This window comes from Niallia sp. 03133 (genome assembly GCF_052663225.1).
Window position 1 is genome coordinate 91,482 of sequence record NZ_JBQTCY010000002.1, and the last position, 14,193, is coordinate 105,674.

13 protein-coding genes are annotated in these 14,193 nt (G+C 33.8%); 6 read left to right on the top strand and 7 right to left on the bottom strand.

From position 1 onward, the window contains the following. Positions 1–332 precede the first annotated feature (332 nt). From wecB to ACTYBU_RS02935, 4 genes are read left to right on the top strand one after another with little or no spacing between them, the layout of a single operon-like run. On the top strand, positions 333–1,427 hold the full coding sequence (gene wecB, locus ACTYBU_RS02920; protein WP_445487010.1) for a non-hydrolyzing UDP-N-acetylglucosamine 2-epimerase: 1,095 nt from the start codon (positions 333–335) through the stop codon (positions 1,425–1,427). Beyond that, positions 1,417–2,403, top strand: a complete 987-nt coding sequence (locus tag ACTYBU_RS02925) for a polysaccharide biosynthesis protein (RefSeq protein ID WP_445487011.1) — start codon at positions 1,417–1,419, stop codon at positions 2,401–2,403. Before wecB ends, ACTYBU_RS02925 begins: the two co-directional genes overlap by 11 nt. Further along, positions 2,404–3,231, top strand: coding sequence for a dTDP-4-dehydrorhamnose reductase family protein (locus tag ACTYBU_RS02930; RefSeq protein WP_445487013.1), 828 nt, complete (start codon positions 2,404–2,406; stop codon positions 3,229–3,231). Next, a complete protein-coding gene (locus ACTYBU_RS02935) occupies positions 3,228–4,133 on the top strand; it encodes an NAD-dependent epimerase/dehydratase family protein (protein WP_445487015.1) in 906 nt (301 codons plus the stop codon). The genes ACTYBU_RS02930 and ACTYBU_RS02935 overlap by 4 nt, the downstream gene beginning before the upstream one ends. Before the next feature lie 146 nt (positions 4,134–4,279). Here the strand turns inward: ACTYBU_RS02935 and ACTYBU_RS02940 are convergent, their stop codons facing one another. Beyond that, the gene (locus ACTYBU_RS02940; RefSeq protein ID WP_445487017.1) at positions 4,280–5,356 is read right to left on the bottom strand and encodes a glycosyltransferase; all 1,077 of its coding nucleotides are present in this window, start codon (positions 5,354–5,356) and stop codon (positions 4,280–4,282) included. Positions 5,357–5,596: 240 nt separating this feature from the next. Here ACTYBU_RS02940 and ACTYBU_RS02945 point away from each other — a divergent pair, with 240 nt between their 5' ends. Together ACTYBU_RS02945 and ACTYBU_RS02950 are read left to right on the top strand one after the other, a co-directional pair. Then, positions 5,597–6,310: a glycosyltransferase gene (locus ACTYBU_RS02945; RefSeq protein ID WP_445487018.1), complete on the top strand. Its 714-nt coding sequence runs from the start codon at positions 5,597–5,599 to the stop codon at positions 6,308–6,310. A gap of 129 nt (positions 6,311–6,439) precedes the next feature. Then, positions 6,440–7,180 carry a sulfotransferase family 2 domain-containing protein gene (locus tag ACTYBU_RS02950; protein WP_445487020.1) on the top strand — a complete coding sequence of 247 codons (741 nt, stop codon included), beginning with the start codon at positions 6,440–6,442 and terminating at the stop codon, positions 7,178–7,180. 278 nt (positions 7,181–7,458) lie between these two features. Here ACTYBU_RS02950 and ACTYBU_RS02955 read toward each other — a convergent pair whose 3' ends face one another. The 6 genes from ACTYBU_RS02955 to ACTYBU_RS02980 form a co-directional block, all read right to left on the bottom strand. Then, a complete protein-coding gene (locus ACTYBU_RS02955; RefSeq protein ID WP_445487022.1) occupies positions 7,459–7,893 on the bottom strand; it encodes a peptidylprolyl isomerase in 435 nt (144 codons plus the stop codon). 75 nt (positions 7,894–7,968) lie between these two features. Beyond that, positions 7,969–8,631: a peptidylprolyl isomerase gene (locus ACTYBU_RS02960; protein ID WP_445487024.1), complete on the bottom strand. Its 663-nt coding sequence runs from the start codon at positions 8,629–8,631 to the stop codon at positions 7,969–7,971. 161 nt (positions 8,632–8,792) lie between these two features. Then, positions 8,793–9,539: a glucose 1-dehydrogenase gene (locus tag ACTYBU_RS02965; protein WP_445487026.1), complete on the bottom strand. Its 747-nt coding sequence runs from the start codon at positions 9,537–9,539 to the stop codon at positions 8,793–8,795. 306 nt (positions 9,540–9,845) lie between these two features. After that, entirely contained in the window at positions 9,846–10,052 is a 207-nt protein-coding gene (locus tag ACTYBU_RS02970) for a hypothetical protein (protein ID WP_445487028.1), read from the bottom strand. Positions 10,053–10,144: 92 nt separating this feature from the next. Further along, entirely contained in the window at positions 10,145–12,391 is a 2,247-nt protein-coding gene (locus ACTYBU_RS02975; RefSeq protein WP_445487030.1) for an AAA domain-containing protein, read from the bottom strand. Positions 12,392–12,666: 275 nt separating this feature from the next. Continuing rightward, complete coding sequence (locus ACTYBU_RS02980; protein ID WP_445487032.1) at positions 12,667–13,197, bottom strand: HD domain-containing protein; 531 nt, start codon at positions 13,195–13,197, stop codon at positions 12,667–12,669. Positions 13,198–14,193: the final 996 nt, after the last annotated feature.

Genomic DNA, 14,193 nt, shown 5'->3' on the forward strand with positions numbered 1-14,193 from the left:
GCAGCTTTTTTGTGAACAAACTAATCAGTGTTATGTATATTTCCTTCTCCTTTATTTTCTTACGTAATTCACGGCCAAAACATCCATATATTTGAAATTTAATGAAGGAAATTGTTAGACATGCCTAGGGCAATCATGTAAAAAATACATACTCTATAAGGGACATGGTCATAAAGGTTTACTTTTTCAATAGAGGAGCCACCTTTCCATATTAACTTAGTTAATGAACTAATATTTTTACAAAAGCATTCACCTTCGAAGTTTTGTTAAAAAATGGTGAATTAACAATTATTTAGTTGGAGAGGAAAATCTAATTAAAAAGTAGGTGAAAAATGAAAATACTTACGATATTAGGTACCCGGCCTGAAATTATACGATTAAGTATAATAATTGAAAAATTGGATTTGTTAGCTGACAAACATATCCTTGTTCATACAGGTCAAAATTTCACAAATTCATTGAGTGATATTTTTTTCCAAGAGCTAAAGATAAGAAAACCCGATTATCAACTTATTAATAAACAGCAATCATTAGGGCAGCAATTAGCAACCATGTATAAGGAGCTTGAAACGATCTTTATTGCTGAAAAGCCGGATAAGATTTTAGTGCTTGGAGACACCAATAGTGGCTTAAGCTCTATTTTAGCTGAAAGAATGGGTATTCCTGTATTTCATATGGAAGCTGGGAACCGATGCTTCGATCTTGAAGTGCCAGAAGAAAAAAATCGAAAAGTAATTGATGCCATTTCCACTTATAATTTGCCCTATACTCCTCAAAGCGAAAAAAATTTATGGAGAGAAGGAATTCCTCCAAATCGAATCATCGTTACAGGAAATCCCATTTATGAAGTGTTGCAACACTATAATCTAAACATTAATCGCAGTGACATCCTGAATAAGTTATCTATTGAAAAAAAGGATTACTTTTTAGTAACGACACATCGTGCTGAAAATGTCGATAACGAAGAACGCTTAATTGAAATCGTTGAGGGTCTTAATATAATCGCTAACAAATACAACAAAAGAATCATTTGCAGCATTCATCCTCGTACGAGAGAAAAAGTTGCAAAGAGTTCAAAAATTACGCTTCATCCGTTAATTGAATTTCATGAACCATTTGGTTTTTTTGATTTTGTTCATTTAGAGAAAAATGCATTATGTGTTTTGACTGATAGTGGAACCGTACAAGAAGAGTGTTGCTTGTTCCATGTTCCAACAGTAACTATTCGGAATTCTACCGAAAGAACGGAAACGATAGAATGTGGAAGCAACATTTTATCTGGCGTCCAAAAGGACCAAATTGCAAAATGTGTGCAAGTAATGATCCAACAAACCAATTTATGGACTTTTCCGGAAGGATATGATTATCCAAATGTTTCAGATAAAGTGATAAAAGTATTATTAGGAGGAATGAAGGTTGTTCACTGACCAAATAATTATGATCACAGGTGGTACAGGATCTTGGGGCCACGAACTTGTTAAACAATTATTAAAAGAGAATCCAAAGGAGATTCGTATATTTTCAAGAAATGAATCGAATCAATTTTCCATGAAACAAGAATTTGATAATAATCCCAAACTGCATTTTATTATAGGGGATATTAAAGAACAAAAATCATTAATTGATGCATGTCATAATGTCAATTATTTATTTCATTTAGCAGCATTAAAACATGTTCCTGTGTGTGAGGATCAACCTTTAGAAGCGATTAAAACAAATGCTCTTGGGACACAAAATGTAATAGAAGCAGCTATAGAATGCAATGTTGATAAAGTGGTTTATATTTCAACGGATAAAGCTTCTGACCCTTCCAATATTTATGGTTTATCTAAGGCAGTAGGTGAAAAACTTATCATTCACGCTAATACTTTGCCATCCAATACTAAATTTGTATGCATTCGAGGCGGCAATGTGCTTGGTACAAACGGAAGTGTTATTCATGTATTTAAAAAGCAAATTAAAGAAAAACAAACAGTTGGGATAACGGATATAAATATGACAAGATTTTTTCTAACCGTACAGGATGCTATTAAGTTAGTATTTAAAGCAACTCATGAAAGCTTTGGCGGGGAGATTTTTGTCATGAAAATGCCAACCTGTAAAATTATTGACTTAGCGGAGGTGTTAATTGATGCCTCCAATGTGAAAAATGTAAAGAGAAAAATTCTCGGAATACGTCCAGGTGAAAAAGTTCATGAGCTGCTTCTTTCAAAATTCGAAAGTACAACTACTGTGGTATATGACGAGGAATACTTTGTTATTCTCCCTTCTATCCATATAGAAGGATTAAAGGAACATTATGCTAATTATAAACCAGTGGATCTAGAAGATTATAATTCTAGCACCGGACTAATAAGTAAAGCCGAAATTAAAGAAATGTTGTTGAAGGGCGGTTTACTATAAATGAAAATATTGATCCTTGGTGGAAAAGGAATGGCAGGTCATGTAATGGCAGCTTATTTTCAGAAGAGTCCAGCGTATCATGTACTTTATACATCCAGGGACAAGAAAGATAAAAATTCAATATACCTTGATGTTACAAATCCAAATAGTGTGGAAAAAGTGCTTGACTCAATCAAACCGGATATTGTCATAAACTGCATCGGCATATTAAATGAACATGCCGAAAAGGATCCCTTATTAGCCCTTCAAGTTAATAGCTTTTTACCACATCAATTAGCAAAATTAGTTGACCGATATCATGGGAAATTGATTCATATCAGTACGGATTGTGTTTTTTCTGGTGAAGAAGGAGATTATTCAGAAAATGCTATCCCAAATGGTACAACAGAATATGCGCGCTCGAAACAATTGGGTGACATTACGGATGATAAAAATTTAACGATAAGAACATCTATAATTGGTCCAGAATTAAAAGACGATGGAATTGGTTTATTTCTTTGGTTCATGAAACAGACTGGAGAGATAAAAGGGTATAAAAATGTTCTCTGGAATGGTGTAACAACACTTGAGCTAGCGAAAGCTGCAGAAAAAATGATAAGAAACCAAGTTACAGGTATTTATCATTTAGGGGGTAATCAAAAAATTTCCAAGTATGATCTATTAAAACTAATTCAAGATGTATTTGAAAAAGAAGACGTTACCATAATTCCAGACTATGAAATGGTTCAAGATAGAACAATAAAAAATACTAGAATGGATTTTGATTACCAGATTCCAAGCTATCGAGAAATGCTTCTCTCTTTAAAAGATTGGATGAAAGGACAATGAAGAAGAAGCCTTCAATCTTAATAACTGGGGCAAATGGTTTTACTGGACAGCATGCATGTGAATACTTTATTAAAGCAGGGTACGAAGTAATTGCAGCAACAAGACAAAAGACAGAATTTCCTATCGATGGAAGAACAGAGTATTGTGATCTAACTAATAGAGCTGAAATAATGGAACTTTTAAATAAAACAACCCCTAACTATTTACTGCACTTAGCTGGAAAAAACAACGTGGCATACTCTTGGGTGGATCCAATTAAAACATTAGAGGTTAATGCAATGTCTACTGCATATCTAATCGAAGCAGTACACCAAATTCATCCTGCATGTAAAATATTAGTTGTTAGTTCTGCACTTCAATTTGATCCGCTAAAATCAATACCTCCCCATCCCTATAGTTTAAGTAAAACACTCCAATCTATCATTGCAAAAGCATGGGGGGATTTATATGAAATGGATATTATGATTGCCACTCCTTCCAATTTAATAGGTCCTGGATATTCTAATGGAGTTTGTTCAATCTTAGCAAAAAAAATTATCGCAATGGAAGATAATAAAACGAAAAAGCATTTGGAGGTTAATAACCTTGTAGCAACAAGAGATTTTATTGATGTTAGAGATGTAGTACGTGCCTATGATCTAATTCTTCAAAAAGGAAAAGCAGGAGAAAGCTATGAAATTACTTCTGGTAAATGCCATTCTCTTGAACAAATTATTTCTTTATTTAAACCTTTTACACATGCAGACTTTACAATCCATTCTCTCTCGATTGATTCTAAAGATAGGCAAAAAGAGGTAAAGCCAATAAAAATTCAACAGTTAGGTTGGGAGCAAACTATTTCTTTAAGTACCTCCTTAAAAGATATTCTACAATTTTACCGTAGTAAAAAAGAAGCAATATAGGAAAATCTAGCTTCTTATTATCTTGAGATATACGCCGAACTGATTAAGGTCCCAAAAAAATGATTCAACATCAAACTATTCATGGCAGGGGATAAAATATTATTCTTATATCCCCTCGTTATCACCTTAAATGAAATTTTCACTAGCTAATCATTTACTCCTAGACTAGTTAACATATTAATAAAATTAAAAGCATATTGTTCAGGACTAAAACTAGTTGTTAAATGATTGTAGGCCGTTGTTTGTATCCCTTCCCTTCTTTTTATATTGTTTATTAAATCATTCGCTTCTACTATTGCTTCATCAATATTTCCTAAAGTATAATATTTCCCTGTTTGATTATGAATAATGGAGCTGCGAACACCGTCGGAATCAGTGGTTAATACAGGACACCTACAACTAAAAGCCTCAAGAACAGAATAAGGAGCACCTTCCACTTTCGAAGTGGAGCAGAGAAATCCTCCTGAATCACCAATGATAGAAAAATATTCTGCCATTTTTTCATTAGGAATATTAGGAAATATAGTAAGATGCTTATCTAATTGCAGGGATTTTATTAAATGTTGAAATGCTTCGCGCTCTTGTTGAGTGGATAATGTAGGATCTTCAAATAGATAGAGTTGAAGATTGTTGTTGATATTATTTATTGCTTTATGGCCAATTTGGAGAAATTCACGCCAATTTTTATTATCCTCAAGTCTGCCAATCCAAGCTATGATCGGATTTGTATGTTTCGGCAAGGAGTGATAATGAAATTTTTTACTATCAAAACAATTATTAAACTGAAACTTTGGTGTGAAAGGAAATAATTCATCAAAAAGCTGAGAGATATGAGGCGTTTTCGGGTTTAGCAATCCATTCCCGTAATTGGTAACGTATGGAACTGCTTTTGTAAGCTCCGATCTTGCTATATGTTTCGGTCCATAACCTTGAATTTCTAAAACGATTAGTCCTTTATACCCTAAATCCCGAAACCGTTTGATAGATATATAATCAGAAATAATAACAATCATACTATAACTACCATTCTCAAGTATTTCCTTTATTTTATTATCATCATCTGTAATAAAGGTTGGAGCATTATGGTCATTTACCAAATCTCTTGCTTTTCGAAAATAAAGAAAATGACAATTTATATTTTTTTCCTTAAGGGCGGCAGATCTTTGGCGATTCAATGTCTCAACTCCACCACTTGGAACATAATAAACAAAAAGTACATTCATATTATTTCCTCCTTAGAATTATAGAAAAAGTCTATTAACCAAAAACAAATCCTTGCTTATTTGTGTAAATAAAAAATTATTTGTATTGCATCTTTTTGTAAACAGAGATCGTGGCATCTTCTAAATAAAATGGAGATTACCCATTTCCTTTTTCATTAAAGACAAATTTACCCATTCTAAAAAATAATACTCCTATGGAGTATAAAAATTCTAAATTTAAGAATCATAGGAGGTTAAAGAATGAACCCAAAAGTTTCTATTATTATCCCCTTTTATAACTGTTCCTACGTGAATCTGGCCATTGAAAGTGCTTTGAATCAAACTTATGAAAATATTGAAATAGTACTCGTAGATGACGGTTCTACTAAATTCCGTGAAAAAATTAAACCATATAAAAATGATATTGTATATTTAAAAAAGACGAATGGTGGTACTGCGACAGCCTTAAATCATGGAATACAAAATGCAACAGGGGAATATATCGCTTGGTTAAGTTCCGATGACTATTTTATGCCTGACAAAATTTCTAACCAGCTTTCCTTTATGCTTGAAAATGAATTGGATGCAAGTTTTACGAATTACGATATTATCGATAAATACAACAATGTCATCATTCCATGGCATTGTAAACGATTCTCCAATATCAATGAAGTATATATGGACTTCTTAACAACAAATGTAATTAATGGATGTACGGTTGTAATAAAAAAATCTGTCTTTGAAGAAATCGGATTATTTAATGAAGTATTTAAATATACACATGATTATGAAATGTGGTTTCGTTTACTAACTAAAGGATATCAAATACATTATTTAGACAAAGTACTCACAAAATTCCGAACCCATGAAGAATCTGGAACAAGTAAATATCATCAAGAAATGTTAAAAGAAATGAAAATTATAGAAATACACTACCAACCACTTCTAATTCAATACATTATATGTAACCTATAAGTAAGAAACACCTATTTCTTCTCATATTTATTGATCCTTACAAAAATTAATTCGAGATAATTATTTATATCGCTCTTAATAGATATTCAACCTCATATAATAACTTCACAATAAAAAAGGAGGTTTATTATGGCAGATAAAGCTGTATCTGTATTTATTCATATTCCAAAAACTGGCGGTACAACACTTAATGAGATATTTAAACGACAATATAACAGTAAAAAATTTCATGATCATGATTCCTATAACGGAGAAATAAAAACATTAGATGAATTAAACGAACATGAAAAAAATAAAATATTAGCAGTCGCTGGACATCATTTTTATGGTGACCATGAATATTTCAACAAACCTTTTAGATACTTTACCATGTTAAGGAATCCTGTGGATCGAGTAATCTCCTTGTATTACTTTTTACAAACATTTCCAGGCTACGAACGAGTGAAAGATATGAGTCTTGAAGAGTATATTCTTGCTGAACCAGAAGCACAAAATAATCAGACGGTATTAATTTGTGGAGATTTTGTTAATCCAGACTTAGACACTGCAAAAGAGCGGTTAAAAACGTTCCAGATAGTTGGTGTAACCGATATGTTTGATGAGTCTCTTTTTTTCTTAAAAAAAGAATTTAATTGGAAAAAAGTTAACTATACGAAAAAAAATATAACGAAAAATCGGCCACTAAAAGAAGAAATTTCTTCAGATCTAATAAACTTAATAAAAGAATACAATGCGTTGGACATAGAACTTTACTATTTTGCCAAACAACTATTAGAAGAAAAAATAAACAATTTAGATTCTAAAGAAAAAGTTCAACTTGCATCCTTTATTAAAAGACAAGCGAATTTTTCCAAACGTAATTCTTTGTAACTGGTATAAAGTGTACCTTCCATCAGTGGGGGTTTTGTTCATCCCCCACTGATGGAAAGCTTTAGGTCCACAGGAAGTGGATCTTACAAACGAAGACATAAGGAAGTGGCGATCTTCGTTTGTGTACCTCCCTCGGATCTTTACGGGCGAGTTTCAACACCTAGCTTCCTTGATTTCTCAGCATCCCCGAGGTGGGGGGGGGTTACTGCCCGTTAAGAGTGGGATAAATTTATTCAAACTAAAAAACAGCAGGCTGCATATGCTAGCCTGCTGTTTTTTTATTCTGTAATTTCCACTTTTTCCATTACATCGCCATTTTTCATTGATTTTACAGCTTCAATGTTGGATGTAACTTTTCCGAATACAGTGTGAACACCGTTTAAATGTGGTTGTGGGTCATGTACGATAAAGAATTGGCTTCCTCCAGTGTCTCTTCCAGCATGAGCCATAGAAAGTGTACCTTCTACGTGTTTATGAGGATTTCCTACTGTTTCACATTTGATTGTATATCCAGGTCCGCCTGATCCATTTCCGTTAGGATCTCCCCCTTGGCTTACGAAACCAGGGATAACACGGTGGAATGTTAAACCATCATAAAAACCTTCTTTGATTAGTTTTTCAAAGTTAGCCACTGTACCTGGTGCTTCATTTGGATATAATTCAAATTCGATTTTTTCGCCGTTTTGCATTAATATGTACCCTTTATTTGCCATTCATAACACTCCTTTATCAAAATCAGTATTTATCATACCATTTTTTTATCCAGAAAGAAAATGTTTCCTCTTTCTTTAATCTACTTTTTCTGGTTGTGGATATTTTACTCCTTTTGTATCGACCGTTATTTGTTTCATCACAACATCTACTTTTGGTTTATCGCTTTCATCACGGTCTACTTGAACTATGTTATCGACAACCTCCATCCCTTTTATTACTTTACCAAATGCTGCATATTCACCATCTAAATGTTCTGCATCTGCAACCATAATAAAAAACTGCGATCCACCTGAATTGGGATCACTAGATCTTGCCATGCTGATAACGCCTCTTTCATGCTTTACGTTATTTTCTACACCATTTGAACTGAACTCCCCTTTAATAGAATAACCCGGGTCTCCCGTCCCATTCCCATTCGGGTCTCCACCCTGGATCATGAAATCAGGAATAACCCGGTGAAATGTTAATCCATTGTAAAAGCTTTTATTAGCCAATGAAATAAAGTTAGCAACCGTATTTGGAGCAACTTTTGGATAAAGCTCTACCTCAATCTTTGTACCATCATTCATTGTAATAGACGCAATTGGATTCTCTTTTACTTTTGGATACTTTGCGCTGCTATCCTTTTCTGTGCTGTCTTTTGTTCCAGTTCCACATGCAGTTAAAGCAAACATCAGCAGAAAAACGAATACAAATGATACTGTTTTTTTATTTTGCTGTTTAAATGTTTTCAACATTGACAATAGCCCACTCCCTGTACTTTCAAATTCAACATACATTATTGTACAAAAAATAATAATTTTAAACAAATTCTTTTTTTGTGATAACACTGAATTTGTACACCATCAAAAAAAGATTGAATTGAAAATACATCCCTTATTGCCATTCATTCAAACGGTCAATCTTCATAAATCATTTTTACTGTCATTCCCCCATCAACCATTAAATTGGTACCAGTAATAAAGTCATTCTCCTTATTCGATAAAAACAAGCATGCTCTTGCAATGTCTGCTGGTTTTCCTACTCTTTTGGACAGATGCTGTTCATGATCAATATTTCTCAGGTGTTCATAATGTTTTGTTTCAATCCAGCCTGGTGAAACACTGTTAACGGTTATATGATCGTCTGCTAAGCTATTCGCAAGTGCATGAGTAATTGCGATAATCCCACCCTTGCTTGCACTGTAGCTTTCTGTATTTGGCTCTGACATATATGCTCTTGATGAAGACATGTTCACAATTGCACCGCCATCTTTATTTGTTCGCATATATTTGGCAGCTTCACGTGAACATAAAAAGACACTTCTTAAATTTGTATGCATCATATCTTCCCATTCATCAACCGATAAATCATATACAGTTTTAAACAGCACTTTTCCTGCATTATTGATTAGAATATTTATCACACCGAATGTATCAATTGTAGTCTTCATTAAAGAAATAATATCTTCTTCTTTCCGCACATCCGTTTTGACAAATACAGCATGATCCGAATTTGCTATTTTTGTTAAAAATGTATTTCCTGCTTTTTCATCAATATCTGCTAATACAACCTTTGCTCCTTCTTCCAAATAAGCTTTCGCAATACCCCTTCCTATCCCATTGCTTGCGCCAGTTATTACAACAACTTTATTATTAAATTTCATGAAGAGCACCTCTTTCTGTATAGTTATTGCTGTTTGCATCCTCACAGCAACGTAGAATAGACTTGTTTAATTAGATTTAGGATCCTTATAATATTTTTATTGCTTATATTTTGATAATATTTATTTTGGATGCGTAAAATTTTATTCCTTCTCTACAAAACCGATATCCAATGAGTCCAATCTATATCTTGATTTTACTGCTGATAGGCAAGCTCCACATTCTTTTGCATAAAAATAGACTGTGCAATTCGCCATAAAAGCAAGCTATTGCACAGCCCAACTATTTCATTTCTTCAAAGTGGTCGCTTACAGTTCAATATATAAACGGTAGACAGAATCTATAAATTGTGTATCATACACATAAAAATCATTTTCTTCTAATAGCTCCAGCAATTGTTGTTGTGTTTCTTCTGAAGCAGTGGGAATATACCCTTCCCCTTCATATACCTTTATCATTTCTTCCAATTCTGTCTCATTTGTTATGATTGTTTTTAGTGTATCTTTTAAATTCATCTTGCATACATCCTCCTACTAAGTAACTATGTATCATCATAGCATGGTTTACAGTCCAACTGTAATCCTTTTTTCTTCTTTTTTTGAAAATTTTATTGATGCTGTTCTGGCAATTGTTTCATTAAAAAGGAACTCAAATGGTTTGAGACGGCTCTCACTGCAATCGAAGGCGGCTCGCTGTTCTTTACATTTTCTAATGGATGTCCAAGCCATATGATTTGTTCATCAAGGATTATCATAGGAAAAACGATATCCATATTTTCAATAAATAAATGAGAACGATTCAGGTTGGAAGTAGGACCATATATTTTTACCTGCACATTATTTTTTGTATTTTCTAGTGTTTTTATCCATTCAGCAGATAATCTACTTTTTGGGGTTAAAACAATAATAATTGAACTTTTTGCGTTTTTTATATCAGAGAAAAGATTGTCCAAGCGTTTAGCATGCATCCATTGAAGAAAAGAGGATTGATGGTTAACCCATTTGCCAATTTGTCTGGATGTCAGAACAGCGCTCTTTTTCGCTTGATGCTCTATAAGCTTTCGAATGGTTTTACTACTGTCTGCCCTGTTTCTCAAAAAACGACAATGGGCTATATGAATAAATTTCCCTCTTGTCCGGGTTACAGCAACATTTATTAAACGATCACTATCTTTGCCAATCAACAGCATTCCGATTCGATCATTGGGATTGCCATCGACTGAGTCAAACACGATCATGTCCTTTTCACTACCTTGAAAACGATGCACAGTTGCAGCTGCAAGCATGCCTGCAGCATATTCTTCACGGAACCATTCTTCCATTAAACCATCCATCAACTCTGCTTGTGCACGGTATGGTGTTATATAGCCTATACTCTTTCCGCCATCTTTAATTCCTTCATAAACAACTTGAAGGGACAATAACAAATGGATTACATTCCATCTCGATTTTGATCCTTTTTCCACATTACTATATGTACCAAAGCTGCTTGTATCCAATAGGATATTAGCTGATCCTTTAATTGGAAGTTTTTCCGCTATATTCTCTCTTTTGTGAAGTACAGCTGGATGGTCGCCTACTAAGGAATGATAGATATATTCATTCGTAAAAGCAGAAATACTCGGGTGCATTCTGCGCTGTTTATTCAAAAGCAGTAAATGGTTATGCAAACTATTGGAAGAGACGCTCTCAGCAACTTGTGCCGCGTGGAAAATGTCTTCTTTTAGCCATTTAGCTACTGCTTCACCTCTTCCAGCAGCAATGGGCGGCAATTGTTTAAAGTCTCCGCAAATAATCACTCTTTTGCCAAGTGATGCTGCAAATGCAGCATGCGGTATATAGGCCATACTTGCTTCATCCAGCACCACTAAATCAAATTCCTCTTCATAAATTGCAGGATCACTTGCCGCTTTTGCTAAAGTAGTACCGATAATCATGGACTTTTTTACAAACTGCAGTTCTCTTTTCCTTATTTTCTCCAATAATCGGGCAAGTTTTTCTTCTAATTTTAATAGGGATGATGAATCACGAGTGCTGAAGGATTTAGATAGATCCATTTTAAGCTGTCTTTTTTCTTCTGTTAATTCTTTTTTCTGAATAGATAAATACTGGTCTTTTTCCTCCAAAAGCATGGTTGTTGTCACTTTTTCAGCGTTTAAGAGGCTATCAGATCCATTGCCTCCATATCGAAGAATATCTCCTAATTTAAAGCGATTCTTCTTTTTTGCAGTCTTCGTAATTTCTTTTATCAATACGTCTACTGCTTGATTGCTGTGAGACAAGAGCAGGATTCGTTTTCCTTTCCAATATCTCTGCAATGCTGCTCTTGCCAACGTATACGTTTTTCCAGTTCCAGGAGGTCCCCAAACAAACGTAACCGGATTGTATTTGCTTCTTAAAGCCAGCTCATGAACATGGTTTTGGATTCCCTCACAAGGATGCTTTGGCTCCATGGTTGGATTCATTAAACGAGTAATTCGTACTCTTTTCCTTTTATTTTCTTTAATCGAATCAAAACGTGCTATCAGCTGCTCTAATAATTCCCATGGATCATGAACTAAATAAGCTTCTGAAACATCGTAACCCACTGATTTCTCTACAATTACCAGGATGCTTTTTCCATCTGAAGAAAGAATTCGTCCATCTAATTGCAATGTTCCCCATAGCAGTTGAATGGTAGAACCAATTGGTATTTTTATAAATGCACTTGTTTCAAAATAATAGGTATATAATTCTTCCGTATGCAAAAGCTTGCCATTGTATAAAGCAATTCTCGAATGAGAAAACTTTTTCAAATAATTTATTTCAGATTGAAGCGCATTTTGCCACGCTTTTATATAAGTTGATGTTTTCATATATTTTAACCTTTGAATACTTTATTTTTACCCTTACAAGATATTTTATTATTATAGCATTTTTCCAGTTAAAAAAAAGGCTGTATAATGAAGGGGAATGCAAAGATTGATTGACATCCGATTGAATAAAATGTAAAAAATATGGCTGATAGTTGTTAAGTTATGTATGAAAGATGACATTAGAGTAAAGATATTGGACGTAATTTTCTTTGGAATGAGGTTAGATAAAGGACCTTTACAGACTCCTTTATCTTAACGGATAGGAACTACAGGTTTCACCTCTTCTCCTCTTGTTTTTTCAAGTACTCATCAATTCTATCATCTAGATGCTGCAAACTTATTAGGGCTCTTTCTTTTGATATGCTGCGATAATGATGATGGCCGCCTGGTTCCTCATCTTTTTCATCTGCTAATTTAACGACTTTTTGAATCGGGGTAAGGATTACACTACCACCAGAAATAAAACTATCCGTATGAAATAATACAGCAAGCGCAATTTCTTTTGCTTTAATTGGATTTTCTCCTAATCGAATTAATAGCTTGTGTGCCCTTTCAGCACCTTTTATTGGATGAATATCATTTTGTTTGTATAACTTATAGTCCCATTTTCCATCTTTATACCAAGTATAATGACCCATATCATGCAAAAATCCTGCCTTTGCTGCTATATCAACATCAATGCCTCTCTCTTTTGCTAATTCAAAAGCATGATAAGCAACTGCCAGAGCATGAGCCAGTCCAGACCTGGTAATGTATTTTTGTGCAATATGATGCTTAAATATATTTGTTAATGTTACATCTCTCATCTCCGACACTCCTTTTTTATTAAAAAATTTATAAAAAAACACCTTCAAAAGGTGTGTTTGTTTACGTTGAGGCCAATTAAAGCATATCCTTCACTCGGGCATTATTTGCATCAACTCTAAAAACACAAACTATTTTAAGATTGTCCACCACGATTCTTTTATCAAAGGACTTTATTACCCTTTTTCAAAGTAATTTTTACTATTATATAATAAATAATAAAAAATGATAATCAATTTGCCTATCTTTTGGCATCCATTTATTTTCTTTTTTTTAATTACAGCTGCCATAAAATAGTTAAACTTAGCTAGTTGGTTATTAGAAAAAGTAATAATGGTAAAGGCTCATCGATAACGTTTGTAATTGATAGCGAACAACGAAGAAATTTGGAGTTTCTCGAAGGCCAGGATCGTTTTATCCCACTCTTAACGGGCATTAAGACCCCAATGTCATCAACTTAAGATTCCAAAAATTGTAATCAGATGAAAATGTCAAAAACCCCTTGACTTTTAAAAATTGCCACAATAATCTCCTTGAATACCAATTAATGGTATACCAAGGTGATAAGTGGTGATTTTTTTATGGAGAAAAGGAAGTTTTTAAAAGCTGTAGAGGTGACGCAAAATGTCTTGCATGATGTTATTTTTATGTGTGAATCGTGTTCTAAGCCCACGTATTTTCGAACATAGAGGATGACGAACTTGGAATAGAGGATTTTAAAACCCTCTATTTTAAACGCTGGGGAATCGAAACGAAGTAGGATGAATGAAAAAATAGGTTTCCAATTCAAACATTTACTGGTGTACTCTCCTCTCCATTGAGCAAGATTTCTATACGACGATGTTTCTCGCAAATATGGCCTCGCTTGTCAAACAAGAAGCCGATGAAATCATTGCCAAAGAGCAGGAAGGAAAGGGATTAAAATAGGAATATATGGTTAACACTAATCTTTTAATTGGCAAACTTAAAAATCAATTAATAACTATAATTTTGGAGAA